The sequence below is a fragment of the Cytobacillus sp. NJ13 genome, from assembly GCA_030348385.1.
GTDB lineage: Bacteria > Bacillota > Bacilli > Bacillales > Cytobacillaceae > Cytobacillus.
The window spans coordinates 5,152,517-5,172,991 of record JAUCFP010000006.1; the positions used below are offsets into that span (position 1 = coordinate 5,152,517).

The following is a 20,475-nucleotide window of genomic DNA, read 5'->3' on the forward strand; positions in this document are numbered from 1 at the left end:
TATTTATTAAGCTGTTTTTTTCCTAAAGATCGATAAAGTTTTCTTAGCAGGGATTTCTGCAAAAACCATTCCTGCGAAAATAAGCAGACAGCCAGTCAGGGCACTAAAGGAAAGTCTCTCATTCGCCCACATAAATCCCGCAGCGGCTGCAAACACAGGTTCCATGGCAAAGATCAGGGCTACTCTTGTAGGTGTTGTGTATTTTTGAAATGCCGTCTGTGCAAAAAATGCGATCGCGGTAGCAAATAGTGAAGTTACAATCAGAGCAGTCACCACATTGGTCTTAAATAAGACTCCTGTTTCAAATGCCTGCTGCCAATTTTCTGTGAAAAATGCAAAAATGACTGATAGTAATGCCACGGTACCTATTTGAATAACCGTTAATAGCAGGGCGGGATATTTGCTGCTGTATTTCCCTGTGAATATGATATGAAGTGCAAAACCGACAGCACAGATTAATACATATGCATCACCGATATTAAGCGAGACTTTATCGGTCATTGTAAGCAAATACAAACCCCCCGTTGCAATTGATACACCTATAATGGCATTAAATCCTGGCCTGATTTTTAAAAGCATAAAAGAAAAGACTGGGACCATTACTACACTTAACCCCGTAATAAAGCCAGCTTTTGAAGAAGTTGTATGAAGCAGGCCGATTGTCTGGAAAGCATAGCCTATAAATAAAAACAAGCCCATAATAACTCCGGAAATCAAAAGCTTTTTGTCTAGTTTCTTTAACTGTTCTCTCTCAAAAATAACAAGCCAGCCTCCCAGCAAGAAAGCGGCCATGAAAAAGCGTACGCCATTAAAAGAAAATGGCTCAAGAAACGCAATGGCGTTTTGTACAAGTACAAAGGTGGTTCCCCACACAAAGGCTACCAGCAAAAGGCTTACATCTGCAAATATAACCGATCTATTCATTATCTTTTTGACCTTTCGCTCTATTTTTGCGAATGGCAGCTCTGGCCAATTCATCTGCTCCTTTGTTTTCGGAGCTGGGCACCCACTTCATAAAAAACAAATCAAATTGTCTTGTAAGCTCCAAAGCATTTTCAAGCAAGGGAGCAAACTTTTTATTTTTTACGAATTCCTTTTCAACGGCCCGGTTAACGAGCTGTGAATCCGTTCGAAAGGAAACTGTTTTGTACCCCTTTTCTATACATATTTCCAGCGCATGAATAAATGCACGGTATTCGGCTTCGTGATTTTCCATATTCCCTAAAGGAATGGAATAGCGTTCAACTTTGCCATTATTTTTAATGAATATGCCTGCACCGCTGGGACCTGGGTTTCCGGCACTTGCTCCATCGATATATACTTCAATCAATTAAACTGCCTCCTGATTTTAACAGCATAATAGGGTAAACTAAATGTAGTTTATCATAAAAATAATTGATAAAGTGAAACTTCAATCAGTGAGGGCGCTTTTAAAGCAGAAAAGGATACCAAAACGGCATCCTAATCTTTTACTGGAAAACGTTTAGCAATATAGCCAAACGGGGTATCAAGTATAGCTACTATAAATTTCAGCAAATAAGTCGTGATGAATATTTGAATCCATTCTTCCTTTGGGAAAACACCGAGGAAGGCAATACTTGTAAAAACAAGGGTATCCAATAGCTGGCTGATCATGGTGCTGCCATTATTTCTGATCCAAAATTGGCAATCCTTTGGAAATTTCTTTTTTAAATAGGTAAAGATATAAACATCCGTAAATTGGCTGACTAAATAGGCAGCGAGGCTTCCGGCAGCAATCCGCGGCAGAATCGAAAAAAGAGTGCTGAGCGGCTCCTGTGCAAAATCTGTTTCATGCGGTTTAAATAATAATACCATCTGCATGATGAGAGTCATGGACAGGAGAGTAAAGAAGCCAAGCCATACAGCTTTTTTTGCTTCTTCTTTTCCGTACTTTTCATTTAGGATATCCGTAACGAGAAAAGCGGTACCGTACATAGCGTTTCCTAAAGTAGCCGTCAGGCCGAACATTTCAATGGTTTTTACTACTTGAAGATTGGCCATGACAGTAGAGAAGCCTATCCAGACGAATAAACCAGTCTTTCCGAACATGCGGTACATAGCCAATACTAATGTGAAATTAATAATTGCAAAGAACAATCCAAACCATTCATTAAACATCATATTCCTCCTAGTTTTGTTAATGCGGGAGTTTGCGAACCGCAGAGATATAAAATTGTCATTGACCATTATACCTTTAAATATACTCAGTTAGTAATAAACTGAGTAAAGTATAATAAGTTCAACTATTGCAAACAGTTCTAATAATGATGACCAGCTAATAAAGTACAGAAAGGCTGACCTTAATGAAATATAAATTGGAATGGAAATATAAACTTAAAGGAAATGAGGATATATTATTTACTTCAGACTGGATTGACGGTGAATCGGCATTGCAGGCTGGAGAAGATATTGAAAAATCAGGGAAGGGCAAAGAAGTAATTTATTATGATGAAGCTGGCACCTCATGGAGCACAAAAGAAATGAGAAAGCTTCTAATGGAAGTGGAAGAGGATCCTCATGATATTACCGTATTTTTTGATGGCGGATTTAATAAAGAAACCAGTCAGGCTGGACTCGGTGCGGTAATATATTATAAACAGGGCAAAAAAAAGTACCGTGTACGGGCAAATGAGCTCTTTGATGAGATGGAAAATAATAATGAGGCAGAATATGCGGCCATTTATTACGCTCTCAACCTGCTCGATGAAATGGGCGTTCATCATATGACTTGTGAATTCAAAGGGGATTCCCAGGTAGTATTGAAACAGCTTGAAGGTGAATGGCCATGTTATGAAGAAAATTTAAACCGCTGGCTTGACCGTATTGAAGAAAAAATTAAAAAGCTTGGTATCCTTCCAAGGTATAGACCCATTCCGCGCAATGAAAACAAAGAAGCAGATAAATTGGCCGGTCAGGCACTGCAGGGTAAGTTTATTAACAGCAAAATGCAGATCATATAATCGGGTATAAGGAAGGCGTGAATCGTTTGAGCAGAAAGGAAATTATTAATGAAGTGGAGGAGCTGATGATCAGTTACTGCAAAGACTGCTTCCTTCATAAACATCATAAAGAGGATAGAGGGCGCAGATATGCCCATCGATTTTGCATTAAAGAGTGCACGGTAGGTGAGAAAATTAAATCAATTGGCAGCAAGCTTTCATAAATACAGGAAGAAAATAAAAGGCTGGCAGATGCCAGCCTTATAATCGTTATATTTGAATTATAGTTTTACAACGTTTGCAGCTTGAGGTCCGCGGTTTCCTTCAACGATTTCAAAAGAAACTTCCTGGCCTTCTTCTAAAGATTTAAAACCATCACCTTGGATAGCAGTGAAGTGTACGAATACATCGTCTCCGCCTTCAACTTCGATGAAACCGAAACCTTTTTCATTATTGAACCATTTTACTTTACCGTTTTGCATGTGTACTTTTCCTCCTAAGCCTGTCAAGACACATCTTGTGCCTTAGATGAATATTACCACCTAACAAAACATAGAGCAGATATTTTTATCTAATAACGGAAATATATTCTGTTAAATGATGATTATAATATACACGAATGGGCACTTTCCGTCAAGGAATTGAAACGCTTTTTTACAAAAAACATTAAAATATTTTAAATATTTTAACTTTTGTTTTTTTGAGAGTGTAATGCAATGTTTATGCAGTGATTTGATAACATAAATTATAGATTTTCTCATATTAATTAATAATTATCTTGTTGCCAAAGGGTGAGGAAAATGTATCGGTTTTCCATTGAGAATCAAGATTGGATCTTGAGGTTTTCACCCAACATCCAAATAGAAGCGGAAGAGAAGCAGGCCATCATCAGCTCAATCCTGCAGCTTGGCAAGGACCTCCCTCTATACTCGCATGGAGAGTCTTTTATTATTATGAATGACCAATTAGGCATCATAGTTTTTAATGTTGAGAAAATACCATCCATGATTTTGACGGTTTCTAACATTGTCACAGAAAATAAATGGTACATCCAAAAAAATCTGATAATAATGCGCTATCTAAAAGAATGATCGGCTAAAGCCGATTTTTTTAGTGACCAGGTTTAATAGGTAAAAAATCACAGAGTCTTCCGCCTTATGCAAACGCTTTCCCATATGGATTAATATATAATTGCAGGAATCTTTAAACAATTTATAAAGGAGGACTTAGGTTGAAAGGGTATAAACAGTTTATTTTTCTGGCCGCAGCTATAATAATGGCGGCATCCAATTTATTATCCCCATTTATGCAAACGATTGCATCGGCCGAAAAAACGACACAAGGGGCCGGTCAGACTACAGCAGTCACCATCCATTATCAGCCTGAAGAGGGAGAAATGAAGGATTGGAATTTGTGGGTATGGCCAAAAGATGGCGAGGGACAGGTTTTTGAATTCACTGGTGAAGATGAGTTTGGACTTATTGCAGAGGTTGTGCTGCAAGGTATCCATAATGAAGTTGGTTTTATTGTCCGCACTGACAGCTGGGAGAAAGATGGAGGGGATCGATTCATCAATGTACAGAGCGGCAATGATGAAGTATGGGTGAAAGCAGGCGATGAACATACATATACATCACCGCCTGATGGTGAGTACAGGGACTTTCCAGCATTTGAACGGGTGAAGGTAAAACTCCACTACTATCGATATGACGGAAATTATGAAGGCTGGAATTTATGGACATGGCCAGAAGGCAAGGACGGCAAAAGAGTTGATTTTACAGCAGAAGATGATTTTGGGAAAGTTGCTGAATTTGAGCTTGAAAACCCCGAAGGTATGAAAAAGGCCGGATTTATAGTCAGGAAGAGCATGGAAGGAAATGATTGGGCCGGTAAGGAATTTGGTGATCGCTTTATTACAAAGTTCGAAGATAATGGGAATGCAGAAGTATGGATTGTTCAGGGAACAGAAAGAATTTATTACAATCCAGCCTATATTGAAAAAGATCCAAAAATAGTGAATGCTTCTATGGATACTTTTAATCAGATTACACTTGAAACCAATTTTCCTTTCCAGTGGAGGGATTGGGAATCCATAATTGAAATTGACAATGCCGATATTAAAGAAGTTGTCCCTTATGACGGGGAAGAGGAAAAGGATTTTACAAATAAGGTAAAAGTGATAACAGAAGATAAACTAGATTTCAGGCAATCATATAAAATCTCTGCAGTTTCATTCGGAGAGGCAGAGGTGAAGATTGGGGATATTGTCAGATCAAAGGAATTTGATGATGCTTTCTATTATGATGGGAAGCTGGGAAACCAGTATGCGAAAAATCAAACCTCCTTCAGGCTTTGGGCTCCTACAGCACGTGAAGCATCGTTAGTGCTTTATGACAGCTGGGATGATCAGACCGCTGAAGAACTTCCTCTTAAAAGAGGTGAAAAAGGAACCTGGACAACTGTTTTAAAAGGCAATCAAAATGGGCTGATTTACAATTATAAAGTCAAAATCGGAGGAGAATGGACAGAAGCGACTGATCCCTATGTCCGTGCTGTAACAGTGAATGGCGATAGGGGCGTTGTGATGGATCTGGATTCAACCGACCCTGAAAAGTGGAATAAACAGAAGCCGAAGTTAAAGAATCCAGAGGACTCCATCATTTATGAAGTTCATGTAAGGGATCTTTCGATTCATGAGGACAGCGGCATTAAGCATAAGGGGAAGTTCCTTGGGGCTGCTGAGAAAAGCACCTTAAATTCTAAAGGAGAAAAAACAGGTTTAAATCATATAAAAGATCTTGGAGTCACACATGTTCAGTTCCTTCCGATTTATGACTACCGGACAGTTGATGAAACAAAACTGGACGAACCACAATATAACTGGGGCTATGATCCTAAAAACTATAATGTGCCGGAAGGCTCGTATTCTACTGATCCTTATGATCCAGCGGCAAGAATTACAGAATTGAAGACTATGATTCAGGAATACCATAATGAGCAGCTGCGGGTTGTAATGGATGTTGTGTATAATCATGTGTTTGCAGTAAATGAATCCAGTTTCCATAAGCTTGTTCCAGGCTACTATTTCCGCTATAACGAAGATGGAACACTTGCCAATGGCACAGGCGTCGGCAATGATACAGCTTCAGAAAGAAAAATGGTGCAGAAATTTATTGTCGACTCTGTTGCATATTGGGCTGAGGAATATAATCTTGATGGATTCCGCTTTGATCTGATGGGCATTCATGACACTGAAACAATGAATAAAGTAAGAAAGGCATTGGATAATATTGATCCTACTATCATTATCATTGGGGAGGGATGGGATTTAAACACACCACTGGCAGCTGAAAGAAAGGCCAATCAGAAAAATGCCGAAGATATGCCTGGCATTGGCCATTTCAATGATGGCATCCGGGATGGATTAAAAGGCAGTGTGTTTGATGAACTAGATAAAGGGTTTGTAAATGGCAAACAAGGCATGGAAAACTTTGTACAGCAAGGGATTGCAGCCGGTTTGGATTATCCGGGCACAATGGCCACATACAAAGATCCTGAACAGGCGGTTACGTATGCTGAGGCACATGATAACCACACTCTTTGGGATAAGCTTGAACTGACCAATCCAGATGCAGCGGAAGAATCAAGAAAGAAAATGCATAAATTGGCTTCTTCCATTATACTGACATCCCAAGGAGTCAGCTTTGTTCATGCAGGCCAGGAATTCATGCGGACAAAATACGGGGATCACAACAGCTATAAATCCCCTGACAGTGTAAATCAGTTAGACTGGGACCGCCGAACTGAATTCAGCGGGGAAGTAGACTATTTTAAAGGTCTGATTAAGCTCAGAAAGCATTATAAATCGTTTAGAATGACAACAGCTGAGGATATTCAATCAAAGCTTAATTTTATTGATGCCCCAGATAATACGGTGGCGTACAGACTGGATGCAAAAGGCCTAAAAGATAGAGCGAAAGAGATTGTTGTAATCCATAATGCAAATACAGAACCAGCTAAAATATCACTTCCAGGCAAGGGCCCTTGGCATTTGCTTGCAGACGGAAAACAGGCTGGGATAAGAACCATAAAGATATATCAGTCAAAAACAATTGAAGTACCCGCACAAACAAGCTTTATTCTTAAAAGATAAGCAACGGAGGAGAATCCTGTCAGGGGGTTCTTCTTTTGTTTTGCTTAGCGGAACACGATTGTTTTAAAAATTTCATAACTATATAGGTATTTTAACTTCCTTTGCTAAATTTTTAGGTTAATATTAAAATAGATATTTACAATTTGTTCTACAATGCAAAGGGAGCTAAAGTATGAAACTGATAATCGCGGAAAAACCCGATCAGGGTATGACGCTGGCTTCTATTTTTAAAATGAAGAAACACCAGGGATATATTGAGATCCTTCCGAACGATATATTTCCCCAAGGGGCTCATGTTACTTGGGCCATAGGCCACCTATGCCAGCTGTCTGCCCCTGAAAAATACAGTAAGGAATGGAAAAAATGGTCATTGAAAACATTGCCCATAATTCCGGAGCAATTTCAATATGAAGTGACAAAGGATAAAGCAAAACAATTTAATATAATCAAACAGCTTGCTTCTAATCCTAATTTAACAGAAATTATCCATGCTGGTGATGCAGGGAGAGAAGGCGAGCTTATCATCCGGAATATTCTAAGGCTTACCGGTATCGTTGTGCCCATGAAAAGACTCTGGATCTCTTCCTTGACTCCTAAAGCCATAAAGGAAGGGTTTCTTGCCTTGCTGGATGAAAGTGACACAAGGAACTTATATTATGAAGCCTATACGAGAGCATGTGCCGACTGGATCGTTGGCATGAATGCTTCTCGATTATACAGTCTTCTTCTGCAGCAGAAAGGTTTCTCGGATGTTTTTTCAGTAGGAAGGGTTCAGACTCCCACTTTAGCTTTAATCGTAAAAAGAGAACAGGAAATCCAGAATTTTGTTTCCGAACCTTTCTGGGAGGTAACTGCACAGTTTAAAGTAAACGGGAAAAAATATACCGGCAAGTGGGAAAAAGATGGGGAGACAAGAATTAAGACGAAAGAGCTTGCCGAAAAGATTGCGGCATTCTGCAGGGACAAAGATGCACAGGTAGAAGATGTGCAGGCCGAAAAAAAAGAATTCCTGCCGCCGATGCTTTATAACCTTTCTGCACTGCAGGCAGAAGCCAACCGCAGATTCAAATTCCCGCCTAAAAAAACACTTGATGTATTGCAGAAGCTTTATCAAAAAGGAATCGTATCATATCCTCGTTCAGATTCCAGGCATGTAACAGAAGGAGAAGCGGAAATGTTTCCGGAGATCCTCAGAAAAATGGAAACAAAAGATGAGTATAAGGAATTTTTCCCTCTGCCTTCAAGCTCGATATTGCAGAATAAACGGTATGTGAATGATAAAAAGGTAACTGATCACTATGCCATTATTCCGACCGAACAGGTGCCAGACCTGGGAAGATTATCTTCGGATGAAAAAATTCTCTATGACCTGATCGTAAGGAGCTTAATAGCTGCACATTATGGAAAAGCTGTAACAGAATATACAACTATTAAGACCCTTGCAGATGGAAGAGCTTTGTTCTTATCCAAGGGAAAAGTACAGCTTGAAGAAGGCTGGAGAAAAGTGATTCCACAGCAGGAGAAGGAAAAGGAACCGATTCTGCCTTTATTGCAGGCGGGTGATCAAGGTGCAGTGATAAAGGCGGATGTTAAAGAAAGCAAAACCCAGCCGCCAAAAAGGTATACAGAAGGCCAGCTGATTACACTGATGAAAACGGCCGGGAAGCAAATCGAAGATAAGGAACTTGAGAAGGTCCTGATGAAGACGGAAGGTCTTGGAACGGAAGCAACAAGGGCGGGAATCATCACAATGCTGAAGGAGCGCAAATACATTGATATAAAGAAGAATCTTGTATATGCAAACTCAAAAGCAAAAATCCTGATAGAGGCAATAGGCACAGAAATACTGGCCTCTCCAGAAATGACGGCTAAATGGGAACAGCGGCTGAAGGATATTTCGGATGGTCAGGCATCCCCCAAACAATTCATGGAGCAAACCAATAAAATGGTTGGCCATTTGATTTCTGCCTCCATTGAACATGTGGGTAAGTGGACATTTTCAGATGAAGATAAAGAGGGATTCACGCCTGGGAAATTCAAGCAAAAGAGGGCTGCCAATCTGGGCAAATGCATGCTGTGTGATGGGAAAGTTGTTGATAAGGGAAGCTTCTATGGATGCTCCCATTATAATAAGACAAAATGCACTTTCACTATTTCCAAAAGCATTATGGGCAAGACGATGACTCAAAAACTGCTCAAACAGCTATTAAAAGATGGAGAAACTGAATTAGTTGAAGGTTTTACAAGCAAAGGGAAGGATAAAACATTTTCAGCTAAATTAACCTGGGACCAACAGGAGAACAGAGTCAAATTTCTCTTCCCGCAAAAGACCTGAATTTGCCTGCTTCAGAGTATTTCCTTGTCTCTATTTTCCAACTGTAGTAAAATCGTTAAAGTCTTATAATTATTTATGAATGAAATAAAGTGGACATGGCGCTCTGCGCTTTTCTAATTGGCAGGAGGTTGCGTAATGCCAACACCAAGTATGGAAGATTACATTGAACAAATATATATGTTAATTGAAGACAAAGGATATGCCAGAGTTTCTGATATTGCCGAGGCTCTCGCTGTACATCCCTCTTCTGTGACAAAAATGGTTCAGAAGCTTGATAAGGATGAGTATCTTGTTTATGAAAAATACCGAGGGCTTATTTTAACGCCAAAAGGGAAAAAAATCGGGAAGAGGCTTGTTTATCGGCATGAACTTTTAGAACAGCTCCTGCGTATTATTGGAGTTAAAGAAGAAAATATCTATGAAGATGTGGAAGGCATTGAACATCACCTGAGCTGGGATGCCATCGACAGGGTTGGCGACCTGGTTCAGTTTTTTGAAGAAGATGAAAGCCGCATTGGAGTGCTGAGGGAAATCCAGCGTAAAAATGAAGAAGAACAGTAAAAACCTGACTGCTTTGCGTCAGGTTTTTTTCATGTACTGGCACTGTTTTAATAGAAGCTCGGAAAATCATCAAAAGATGACGCATAGGAAGGATTTAGATGCATAGAACCATCTTCGTCTTGATAAATTTGAATACCCTCAATCAAGCCTTCTTCAGCCTCCAATAGTGCTTTCCGATAAGAAATGATCCGTCCTCCAGAAGTCTGGAATGAAATAATCTCATCATTGTTGTTTCTGTAGACTGCTGTCAGCTGTTCGCCGTTCATACAAAACTCTCCTTATTCATTTTCTATCAATATTGTTGACGTTTTTAACATTTTATAATCAGAGGTATTTTTGATTATCTTATCGAATTTAAAATATTGGGAACTTTTTAATGGAACAAACGTATGTATACACGGAGGGATTAGATGAACACTTTTAACTGGTCTGCAGAAGCAGAGAAGCTTTGGGATAAAAATGCGGTATCATGGAATGCAAAGAGCATGGCAATGTGGGAGGAAGGGAGCCGAAAGGATATCATCTCTTTCTTCGAAAAGCATGTCAAAAATGGATCTGCCGTATGTGACCTTGGATGCGGAGATGGATATGGTTCGTACAAACTTGCTTTGGCTGGCTATAAGGTTATCGGGATTGATGTCTCTGAAGAGATGATACATAAAGCGGAAAAATTGAACGAAAAAACTGGTGCGGTATTTAAGAAAGAAGACATTTCCGATCTTTCGCTTGAAGAGAATACACTTGATGCGGTCCTTGCCATCAATTCACTGGAATGGACAGAGAGCCCGCTGGATGTATTAAAAGAAATTCGGCGAACTGTTAAGCCGGGCGGAAGGGTGTGTGTGGGCATTCTTGGTCCAACAGCTGCACCACGGGCTAACAGCTACCGCAGGCTCTATAAGGAAAAAGTTATCTGCAATACCATGATGCCGTGGGAATTTGAACAGCTTGCAAATGAAAACGGATGGTCAAAGATTGATGAACTGGGTGTTTATAAAAAAGCATCAGACCAGCTTTCAAAAGGTTCACTGACGGATGAGCTAAAGCAATCATTATCTTTTATGTGGATCTTTATGCTTGAAAATAAGAAAAATGAAGGGGTGGGACAAGAATGAGCAGATATTCAATTGAAGAGTTTGTAAACCAGACGAAACAGCAGGATAAAGGAGAAGGATTATTTGAACTTGAAACACCAAGGATGCTCGAAATTAATTTAACCAGCCAGGTTTGGGCTAAAGCAGGGGGGATGGTCTCCTACCGCGGCCAAATTAAGTTTGAGCGCGAAGGGATTCTCGAGAATGGCTTAGGAAAAATGTTCAAAAAGGCACTTACTGGAGAAGGAACAGCTTTAATGAAAGCTACAGGCAACGGAAAGCTGTACCTTGCAGACCAGGGGAAGAAAATTTCAATCCTGAATCTCGATGGAGATGCCATCTTTGTAAATGGAAATGATCTGCTTGCATTCGAGCCTTCCATCAGCTGGGACATTAAGTTAATGAAGAGGATGGCGGGCATGCTTGCAGGAGGTTTGTTCAATGTCCGTTTAGAAGGAACAGGAATGGTGGCTATCACTTCTCACTATGAGCCGCTGACACTTTTGGTTACTCCTGATAATCCGGTATATACCGATCCGAATGCGACAGTTGCTTGGTCAGGTACACTGCAGCCGGAATTTGTTACAGATATCTCATTTAAAACATTCCTTGGAAGAGGAAGCGGAGAGTCGATCCAAATGAAGTTTTCAGGTGACGGTTTTGTAGTAGTTCAGCCATTTGAAGAAGTGTATTATGCTCAGCAATCATAAGGAAAAGCCGGTTTTTGAGAGGGGTAACCTCTTATATAAACCGGCTTTTTTCATGCTTTTTGCAGCAAATTAAGTTATCCGTTCACTGCACTATTAATCCCACTCGTAAGGAGTTTCCTGATAAACATAGTAGTTCAGCCAGTTGGAAAACATTAAGTGGGCATGTGACCGCCATTTATTATGCGGCTTTCTGCCAGGATCATCATTAGGGAAGTAATGTTTGGGCACTGGAACCTGCAGCCCCCTGCTTCTATCTCTTGTGTATTCTTCTGCAAGTGTGCCTGCTTCATATTCCAGATGTCCAGTTACCATGATTTGTCTTCCGCCGTTTGCACTCATGATGAAAGGGCCCGCCTCTTCAGATGATGACAACAGCTTGACTTCCGGGTGTTTCAGCAATTGCTCTATGGAAACATCGGTATGGCGCGAATGCGGAGCAAAGTAGATATCGTCGAAACCTCTCAATAATTTCTCGCTTCTGTCATGGACTTCATGAAGATAAACACCTGAGCATTTTTCAGGCAGCTCATATTTTCCGATTCCAAAGTGATAAAATAATGCTGCCTGTGCTCCCCAGCATATATGCAGAGTGGAAGTAACATTCGTTTTCGTCCATTCCATTATTACGGTTAGTTCCTCCCAATAGTCCACTTTTTTAAAGTCGAGAAGCTCTACAGGTGCTCCAGTAATGATCATTCCGTCAAATTTGCGGTTTCGAACTTGCTCAAACGTAGTATAGAATTGTTCGAGATGCATAGGACTGGTATTTTTTGATTGATGTGTGGCAGTTTTTAAAAATGAGATGTTCACCTGTAAAGGCGTATTTCCAAGGAGTCTTAAAAGGTGTGCTTCGGTTTTTTCTTTTTCAGGCATTAAATTCAGGATGAGGATATTCAATGGGCGAATATCCTGCTGTTTGGCACGGTCCTCATCCATGATAAATATATTTTCTTCCTCTAAGATCTCCCTTGCAGGAAGAAGCTTAGGAATTTTTATTGGCAAGTGATCATCTCCCTGTGCAAAAATTCAATTAAACTTATTATAAAGACGATTCAAAATTGTATCAATGCTTTACTGTGTGAAAATGCGAAAATATCAAAAGTAAATGACAATATTTCGATTCAGGGATGGTACAATATAGCTGTAAGGAACCTATACATAATGGATTCTAGGGGGATAAAAATGAATGTGAAACCGATTGTCAAATCAGACATTGAAATTGCCCAGGCATCTGCAATGAAGCCCATTGCGGAAATAGCTGAAAAAATCGGACTCTTAGAGGATGATCTGGAGCTTTTCGGCAAATATAAAGCTAAATTATCCGCAGACATTTTAAAAAAATTAAGCACGAAAGAAAGCGGAAAAATAATTCTTGTCACTTCCATTAATCCGACACCTGCAGGAGAAGGGAAATCCACAGTAACAGTCGGTCTTGCTGATGCTTTTAACAGGCTTGGCAAAAAGGCTATGGTCGCAATGAGGGAACCCTCTTTGGGGCCGACAATGGGAATTAAGGGCGGAGCAACCGGCGGAGGGTATTCGCAGGTTCTGCCGATGGAAGACATCAATCTGCATTTTACCGGCGATCTTCACGCAATCACTACAGCCAATAATGCATTGGCTGCCCTGATTGATAATCACCTCCAGCAGGGGAATCTGTTAAATATTGACCAGAGAAGAATTGTATGGAAGCGTGCCTTGGATTTGAACGACCGTGCATTAAGAAAAATCGTCATTGGCCTTGGAGGGCCTGTACAAGGTGTTCCGAGGGAAGATGGATTTGATATCACCGTGGCTTCAGAAATTATGGCCGTTTTATGCCTTGCATCTGACCTTCAGAACCTGAAGGAAAGACTGGGAAAAATGGTTATAGCCTATAATTATGATAAACAGCCGGTAACAGTGGCTGATCTTGGGGTAGAAGGCGCACTTACCTTGCTACTAAAAGAGGCAGTAAAACCTAATCTGGTGCAGACAATTGAACATACACCTGCATTGGTTCATGGCGGCCCGTTTGCCAATATTGCTCATGGCTGCAATAGTGTGATTGCAACTGCCGCTGCCTCCAAACTGGCTGACTATGTAGTGACAGAAGCTGGTTTTGGTGCGGATCTTGGTGCTGAAAAGTTTCTAAATATTAAAGCCAGAACCGAAGGCATTGACCCTGAAGCAGTTGTAATCGTAGCTACAATCCGTGCTCTAAAAATGCATGGCGGCTTGTCAAAAGCTGAATTGGGCAGGGAAGATACTGAAGCACTTACTAGAGGCTTCGCTAATTTAAAAAAGCATATTGAAACAATTGAAAGCTTTGGGCTTCCTTATGTGGTGGCCATTAACCGGTTTATTTCCGATAGTGAGAATGAGATTGCGGTCCTTATAGAACTTTGCAGTGAGGCCGGCATTCCAGTGGCGCTGACAGAGGTTTGGGAAAAAGGCGGGCAGGGAGGAATTGAGCTGGCCGAGAAGCTGCTGGAAATTTTGGATGAAAAAGCAGCGAAGTTCAGCCACCTATATGATTTATCTTTGCCACTTGAGGAGAAAATTCTAACAGTAGCCCAGACGGTTTATGGCGCAAGTAAAGTAGAATACTCAACCAAAGCGAAAAAGCAGATAAGAGACTTTGAAAGCTTTGGCTGGGGCGTCCTGCCGGTTTGTATGGCTAAAACGCAATATTCATTATCTGATGATCCTTCAAAGCTTGGGAGGCCTTCAGATTTTACCATTACTATACGTGAGCTGAAGCCATCCATTGGTGCAGGATTCATTGTAGCACTCACCGGTGATGTGATGACTATGCCTGGATTGCCTAAAGCCCCTGCAGCCATGAACATGGATGTAGATGAAGATGGGAATGCTGTCGGCCTATTTTAAGGGGGATTAGCCCATGTTTGATCCAACTGCCTTTGAAAATATGAAGGTTGTAATGGAAGGCGGAATTTATGACCGGGATCTGGACGGTGAAATAAGAATTGTTGATCGAAATGATATATTAAACTCAGCTAAAATGAGCCGGAGGTATGACATTACTTTCACAGACATCGAAAAAGGCTTGGCGGAGATTTTCTGTACCTTTACAATGGAAGCGGGACTGGATAATCTCGCAGCTGAGCTTTTGCCTCAAGGGAAATCTGAGGAACTGGCAGGCTGCCGGATTTATGTGAAATTTACAATTAAACATCCAAAAGATTCCCATGTATTTCTGGAAATCCGTGAAGTTCTTCGTCATATCTGGGGCAGCGGACGGAAGGTCGAACAGACTGTAAAATACAAACCTGAAAATATGAAGGCCCTGGCCGAAACAGAAACCGTCATTTCTTTTAACCGGCTTATTTATGAAGAGCAAATAGATGATCTGAATGAAATGATCTCTTATATGACCGCTTCGATGAAAGCTTTAAGAAAAATCCATTTTTAATATGAATGCGTCTTGCCGAAAATAGCAAGGCGCTTTTTTCGTATGTAATTTATACGGAAAATTCAAAAATATATTTACAATCACATCCTCTGATAATACGATTAAGAAGGAATGGAAAAACATCCCTAAAAATACCAAAAGGAGGAGAAGCAAATGGTTATGGTTATCATTGCAGGAAAAGGAATTGAGAAGGGTAGACAAGACGTAACCTAGTCAGGAGGACAAAGTATGGTTCAATGTACAGACAAAATTATTATTGCAGAGTATCATGAGGGCTTTGCGGCAGGAATCGCAAAAATGTGGAACTTGAGCAGAGACAGCTGGGGCGGAGATACCAGTGTAATGACTGAAGAACAAGTGAAAACGAAGGAAGCGAATAATGGCAATATTACTTTATACTTAGCCCTGGATGGAGAAGAGGTCGTGGGCTATTGCGGGTTATCGGAATATAAAGAAGATACGGGTTCCTTATATATACCTCTTTTAAATGTAAGGCCGGATTACCATGGACGGAAAATAGGAAAGATGCTTGTGCTGAAAGCGCTGCAAAAAACAATTGAATTGGGCTGGCCGCGCCTTGACTTATATACATGGCCAGGAAATGTGAAAGCTGTCCCGCTTTACAAAAAATGCGGTTTCTTCTGGGAAGACAGAGATGATACAACACACTTAATGAATTTTATTCCGGCTGTTCACCAGACACAGCTCTTGAAACCGGCGCTAGAAAAGCTTGATTGGTACAGCAGCAGCATGAGAGAAATTGACGTGAAGCCAGATGGAATCAAAGAAAGCGGCTTTACGTTTTACGAGTATAAATGGGAAAGCGGGGAAGTGTCTGCAAGAGTCAGGTTTGAAAGAACGGGCAGAGGAATCAGTTTAATAGAAACGGATGATTACTTTCTAGAACTATCCATGGATCATCATGAAGTAATCGAAAATGAAATCCAAAATTTCCAGCTCAAACTCATAAATAAGACGGGAATTCCTGTTTCTTTTAAGGCTGAAGGGAATAACCAGGGAAGAGTCGAAGCTGCTTTCGAGCATGACCTGATGGCCGAGAGTGACGCGGTAATTACCGGACAATTCATAGTGCATGAAGGGGAAGAGCCTAGTATCTGGAAAACGCATCCTTCATTAGAAGTTAAGGTGTGGGTAAATGGTGTGGAGTGTGAATTGCGCCTTGGTCTGCTTGCTAAGCAGCCAGCCAAAATTACAGGCGGTTCAAAAGGGAATCTCAGATTTATAAATCAGGAAGCTGAATTGGAAATTGAGGTAGAGAACAACCTGGAAGAAGACGCTGTATTTCACCTTTCATTTCCTGTAAGTGATCTTGTCGAATTAGAAAAGCGGGAGTTTCGAATAAGGCTTCACAAAAAAGAGCGTAAGCTGCTGAAGGTGCCTTTCATTGTGAGAAAATATGGCTTCTATCAGCCGGAAATGACGATATTGGCAACAAAGGAGAATGGGGGCGAACTCGCTTTTACATGCAGCTCGGTGGGCATTCCCCTTAAAAGCTTTGGTCAAAAGTTCGGAGGAGAGTCGAAGGATTATTGGCACATCTGCAATGGAATCTGCCAGGTGAATATCCGGAAATTGGATTATAAGATAACGGCTGGCAGGAACGAAAGTGTTAACCAGCCTTTCGCGTTTTTTGCTCCTAAACTTGGGAAACCCTATTCAACTGAATTTTCAAAGGCAAAGCCGGCGGCAGCAGAGTGGTTCACAGATGACACTGCGATCACCTTCAAATTGGTATTCAAGTCTGAGGCATTTACAGGAATTCTTGTATCATTGTATACATCCCTATATGGTGAAGGCCTTGTGAAAATATGGGCTGAACTGACAAACGAAGGGGATGTAAAATATGAGAACCTGTATTTCAGCCAGCCGTTATATTATGAAATGCAGCAGCCATATTTTCCGCTGGATAATAAAGTAATCGAGTTTTCTGACATAAAAGAATTGGGGTTCATGGAGTTATCAGGTATAACCGAAAATTGGTTCTTCGCCGATCATAACGGCGAGCCGGTTGGATTCTGCTGGCCCAAACATGCGAAGTCCAATCCGGATGGGTGGCAATTTTGCTATCAGCAGGAAACTGGCATTTTTGAATCGGGAGATCAGATCGTATTGGCACCTGGCTATTTATCAATAGGAGCTTTCCGGACATGGGAAGAAATGCAGCATTTTGCAGGTGTGGAGACAAAGTATGAAAATCATATACACAATGAAAAAGCGCTGATTATCAATAGGGGAAATCCAGTTGCAAAAGAAAAGGAAACAGCAGAGTTCACTCTTAAAACATATCGTTCAAGTTATCTTAATGGCACTATTGATTTATATTTAAATACACATAAAAAACAAACCTCAAATTTCAGTCAAGAACAGGAATTAAGGGTATTTAAATCGAATTTTCCTATTAAGGATACTGAACCTTTATCTATTTTAAATGCTGCTATTACCCTTGACAGTGAAAAGAAGCATGTAAGAGAACTCCTGCTTGTGCCCCGGGGAAATGTCCGTATGTTTACGGAAGAGCATGGCGGCAAGGCTGTTTTTATCATGGATAACGGCATCATTACCTTAAAAGGTGCACCGGATTTTTATCCTGGATTATTCTCATTAACCTATAAAAAGCGGGAGTGGCTTGATTCTTCCTTTCCCGAACCGGTACCCAAAGGATGGTGGAATCCTTGGGCTGGCGGCATGAAAACTGTGCCATCGCAAATGAGTGTGTTCTCGCTATTGAAGGAGACATCTTCTGCTGAATTTACCAGTGTTAAAGATACGTATGGAAACGAATGGTCTGTATTGGCCATCCATACGAAAGTTGTCCTTCACCCCATATGGAAAGGCCTTGAATATACACAGTATTTCGCGTTATTGCCGGGAGTGCCGCTCCTTGCCCACTGGGTAAAAGCGGAGAATGCAGGCGGGAAGTATTTGTTAAATGAAAAATGGATTACAGATTTATTTATATCCGGAGGTTCATTAACGGATCTTACTCTTACAGTAAGTGACAAAGGAGCAGAATCAGCATATCAGGCCGGAGTTGAGGAGCAGTCATTTGTTCTTATAGATGGCTCCCGTATTTCCAGCTGCCGGTCTCCTGAAAATATGTATGTAATGAGAAGTAAAGATAATGAATTCCTTGGAGCATATATGAATAAAGAAGCATTCGAAGTTATTTCGGAAAGAAAAGCAGGCCCATTGGCCAAACCGGGCTTTATTGCATTTGATGAAAGAAGCTTCGAGGGCGGACTGCTTAATAGACTCCACAACCTGGAATTCCGCTAAAGGAGAAATTATGAAAGTCATAGATGCGCATATTCATTTTTCTGATATAAAATCATTTCATCATACTGCCAATGAACTCTCATTTGTAGATTATTCATATCATGGGCATCAGCAGGAGTTCCAAAAAGCAAATGTAGTTTTGAGCATTGCAATGGGACTTACAGAAACAGAAAATATGGGCTTTCCTGATTATGAAGCAAGAACACCTATGGGGCTTGACCTGGATGATAAGATACCGGCTAATGTCGTTTACTGCGCTGGCATCAATCCATACGATCTCAATGAAGGGGCTCTTCAAAGGCTGGAGGATGATCTGCAAAAGCCTAACGTGGCAGGGATCAAGATTTACCTGGGGTATTATCCTTTCTACGCCTATGATGAGGTTTATGAACCTGTATACGAACTCGCTGCAAAATATGGAGTTCCTGTTGTATTTCATACAGGGGATACTTATTCAGAGAGGGGATTGCTTAAGTATTCTCATCCCCTGGCTATTGACGAGGTTGCTGTTAAACACCGGAATGTCAATTTCATGATGGCTCATTTCGGAGATCCATGGACGCTGACGGGAGCTGAAATCATATACAAGAATCCTAATGTCTATGCCGATCTTTCAGGACTGATTGTCGGAACAGAAAAAGAATTGAAGAAGCGCAGCAAAGGAAGATTTTTGGATCATCTGAGGCATGCTTTAGTGTTTGCAGATTCTTACGATAAATTGCTGTTTGGAACCGATTGGCCGCTTGCGCCAGTGGGTCCTTATATTGAATTTATTAAAGAACTCATACCTGAAGAGCATCATGAAGATGTTTTTTACAATACCGCTATAAAGGTTTTTCCTAAAATCAAGCCTTTTCTGCCATAGAACCTTCGGCTGGAAGAGAAATCTTTCACTTCCAGCCTTTCAAATAGTCTTATTTACATACATACACGTATAAATAACATAAAAGGGGGAGGATTTAGTGGCTAAAATTGCATGGGTAACAGACAGCACAGCTTTTTTAAATAACGAGTTAAGAAACCATCCTCACTTGTACCAGATTCCGATGACCATCATTATGGATGGAAATGAATATACTGATGGGGTTGATTTAACACCGGAAGAACTTTATGCGAGTTTAAAAACCCTGGATACCCCTCCAAAAACTTCCCAGCCATCCATCGGCGCTTTCCGGAATTTATATGAAAATCTGCAGAAGGACTATGACAGTATTATCGCTGTCCTTGTATCAGCAAAGCTCAGCGGGACTGTTTCTTCCAGTGAACAGGCCGCCCAGCTGGTTGATATACCAGTATACAGCATAGACTCCAAGATATTATCATACCCTTTAACAAGATTAATCCTTAAGGGGATGGAATTGGCAGAAAACGGACTGGATATTAAAGACATTATCCGCAGGCTCGAAACACTTCGCAATACGGGCGAAACATATGTCCTCATTGGGAGTCTAGAACAGCTTCATAGAAGCGGCAGGATGTCCGGAGTTCAATTTTTCCTGGGAAGCATGCTAAATGTGAAGCCAATTATCTCAGTTCATGATGGAGAATTAAGCGTAAAAGAGAAAGCCAGAAGCGAGAGAAAGGCAAAAGATAAAATTGTAAATCTGCTGAGGAGTGCGCATGAGAGAAAAACGCTGAAGGAAGTATTCATCCTATACGGTTTGCATCCGGAAGAAGCGGAGACATGGAAGAAGGAACTCCAGGAAGAATTTAATGGAGTTGAATTTGGATGCTATTCTTTGGGGGCTACCATTGGCGTTCATGCAGGAGAAAATACACTTGGCATCAGCTGGCTGAATGGCCTGGAATAAAATAGCTTAGGGACCTGGTGCAGGAAATCAAATATTGGTTTTCTGCACCATTTTTTTATCGGTGCAGTCTATAATAATGAATCCATTAAATAGTTCTATAGATATGGTATGACCTTGCCATCGTTTCTTTTTGAGACTA

19 protein-coding genes are annotated in these 20,475 nt (G+C 40.8%); 13 read left to right on the forward strand and 6 right to left on the reverse strand.

Going from position 1 to position 20,475, the window contains the following annotated elements; translation table 11 throughout:
• Nucleotides 1-6: 6 nt before the first annotated feature.
• The 3 genes from QUF73_25535 to QUF73_25545 form a co-directional block, all read right to left on the reverse strand.
• Entirely contained in the window at nucleotides 7-924 is a 918-nt protein-coding gene (locus QUF73_25535) for a DMT family transporter (GenBank protein ID MDM5229479.1), read from the reverse strand.
• On the reverse strand, nucleotides 917-1,330 hold the full coding sequence (locus QUF73_25540) for a reverse transcriptase-like protein (protein MDM5229480.1): 414 nt from the start codon (nucleotides 1,328-1,330) through the stop codon (nucleotides 917-919). Before QUF73_25540 ends, QUF73_25535 begins: the two co-directional genes overlap by 8 nt.
• Before the next feature lie 131 nt (nucleotides 1,331-1,461).
• On the reverse strand, nucleotides 1,462-2,139 hold the full coding sequence (locus QUF73_25545; protein MDM5229481.1) for a queuosine precursor transporter: 678 nt from the start codon (nucleotides 2,137-2,139) through the stop codon (nucleotides 1,462-1,464).
• Between the two features lie 185 nt (nucleotides 2,140-2,324).
• On the opposite strand from QUF73_25545, the gene QUF73_25550 reads away from it, so the two are divergent.
• Both QUF73_25550 and QUF73_25555 read left to right on the forward strand, forming a co-directional pair.
• Nucleotides 2,325-2,981, forward strand: coding sequence for a ribonuclease H family protein (locus QUF73_25550; GenBank protein ID MDM5229482.1), 657 nt, complete (start codon nucleotides 2,325-2,327; stop codon nucleotides 2,979-2,981).
• 26 nt (nucleotides 2,982-3,007) lie between these two features.
• Nucleotides 3,008-3,184: a zinc-finger domain-containing protein gene (locus tag QUF73_25555; GenBank protein MDM5229483.1), complete on the forward strand. Its 177-nt coding sequence runs from the start codon at nucleotides 3,008-3,010 to the stop codon at nucleotides 3,182-3,184.
• Between the two features lie 57 nt (nucleotides 3,185-3,241).
• Here QUF73_25555 and cspD read toward each other — a convergent pair whose 3' ends face one another.
• On the reverse strand, nucleotides 3,242-3,442 hold the full coding sequence (cspD, locus tag QUF73_25560; GenBank protein MDM5229484.1) for a cold-shock protein CspD: 201 nt from the start codon (nucleotides 3,440-3,442) through the stop codon (nucleotides 3,242-3,244).
• Between the two features lie 318 nt (nucleotides 3,443-3,760).
• Here cspD and QUF73_25565 point away from each other — a divergent pair, with 318 nt between their 5' ends.
• The 4 genes from QUF73_25565 to mntR all read left to right on the forward strand — a co-directional run bounded on the left by QUF73_25565 (nucleotide 3,761) and on the right by mntR (nucleotide 10,009).
• Nucleotides 3,761-4,051 carry a hypothetical protein gene (locus QUF73_25565; GenBank protein MDM5229485.1) on the forward strand — a complete coding sequence of 97 codons (291 nt, stop codon included), beginning with the start codon at nucleotides 3,761-3,763 and terminating at the stop codon, nucleotides 4,049-4,051.
• Nucleotides 4,052-4,266: 215 nt separating this feature from the next.
• Entirely contained in the window at nucleotides 4,267-7,113 is a 2,847-nt protein-coding gene (gene pulA / locus QUF73_25570) for a type I pullulanase (protein MDM5229486.1), read from the forward strand.
• Between the two features lie 172 nt (nucleotides 7,114-7,285).
• Nucleotides 7,286-9,448: a DNA topoisomerase III gene (locus tag QUF73_25575; GenBank protein MDM5229487.1), complete on the forward strand. Its 2,163-nt coding sequence runs from the start codon at nucleotides 7,286-7,288 to the stop codon at nucleotides 9,446-9,448.
• Nucleotides 9,449-9,583: 135 nt separating this feature from the next.
• Entirely contained in the window at nucleotides 9,584-10,009 is a 426-nt protein-coding gene (mntR, locus tag QUF73_25580; GenBank protein ID MDM5229488.1) for a transcriptional regulator MntR, read from the forward strand.
• 47 nt (nucleotides 10,010-10,056) lie between these two features.
• Here the strand turns inward: mntR and QUF73_25585 are convergent, their stop codons facing one another.
• The gene (locus QUF73_25585; GenBank protein MDM5229489.1) at nucleotides 10,057-10,275 is read right to left on the reverse strand and encodes a DUF3892 domain-containing protein; all 219 of its coding nucleotides are present in this window, start codon (nucleotides 10,273-10,275) and stop codon (nucleotides 10,057-10,059) included.
• A 144-nt stretch (nucleotides 10,276-10,419) separates the two neighbouring features.
• Between QUF73_25585 and QUF73_25590 the strand changes: the two genes are divergently transcribed.
• A complete protein-coding gene (locus QUF73_25590) occupies nucleotides 10,420-11,124 on the forward strand; it encodes a class I SAM-dependent methyltransferase (protein MDM5229490.1) in 705 nt (234 codons plus the stop codon).
• Nucleotides 11,121-11,813 (forward strand): AIM24 family protein, encoded by a 693-nt coding sequence (locus tag QUF73_25595; GenBank protein ID MDM5229491.1) that lies wholly within the window; start codon nucleotides 11,121-11,123, stop codon nucleotides 11,811-11,813. Before QUF73_25590 ends, QUF73_25595 begins: the two co-directional genes overlap by 4 nt.
• Nucleotides 11,814-11,906: 93 nt before the next feature.
• Here the strand turns inward: QUF73_25595 and metA are convergent, their stop codons facing one another.
• On the reverse strand, nucleotides 11,907-12,815 hold the full coding sequence (gene metA, locus QUF73_25600; protein ID MDM5229492.1) for a homoserine O-succinyltransferase: 909 nt from the start codon (nucleotides 12,813-12,815) through the stop codon (nucleotides 11,907-11,909).
• Nucleotides 12,816-12,995: 180 nt separating this feature from the next.
• On the opposite strand from metA, the gene QUF73_25605 reads away from it, so the two are divergent.
• The 5 genes from QUF73_25605 (at nucleotide 12,996) to QUF73_25625 (ending at nucleotide 20,336) form a co-directional block, all read left to right on the forward strand.
• The gene (locus QUF73_25605) at nucleotides 12,996-14,684 is read left to right on the forward strand and encodes a formate--tetrahydrofolate ligase (protein MDM5229493.1); all 1,689 of its coding nucleotides are present in this window, start codon (nucleotides 12,996-12,998) and stop codon (nucleotides 14,682-14,684) included.
• A gap of 13 nt (nucleotides 14,685-14,697) precedes the next feature.
• A complete protein-coding gene (locus QUF73_25610; protein MDM5229494.1) occupies nucleotides 14,698-15,228 on the forward strand; it encodes a hypothetical protein in 531 nt (176 codons plus the stop codon).
• 228 nt (nucleotides 15,229-15,456) lie between these two features.
• Entirely contained in the window at nucleotides 15,457-18,525 is a 3,069-nt protein-coding gene (locus tag QUF73_25615; protein MDM5229495.1) for a GNAT family N-acetyltransferase, read from the forward strand.
• 10 nt (nucleotides 18,526-18,535) lie between these two features.
• Nucleotides 18,536-19,390: an amidohydrolase family protein gene (locus QUF73_25620; protein MDM5229496.1), complete on the forward strand. Its 855-nt coding sequence runs from the start codon at nucleotides 18,536-18,538 to the stop codon at nucleotides 19,388-19,390.
• Nucleotides 19,391-19,487: 97 nt separating this feature from the next.
• Nucleotides 19,488-20,336: a DegV family protein gene (locus tag QUF73_25625; GenBank protein ID MDM5229497.1), complete on the forward strand. Its 849-nt coding sequence runs from the start codon at nucleotides 19,488-19,490 to the stop codon at nucleotides 20,334-20,336.
• The last annotated feature ends 139 nt before the right edge of the window (nucleotides 20,337-20,475 follow it).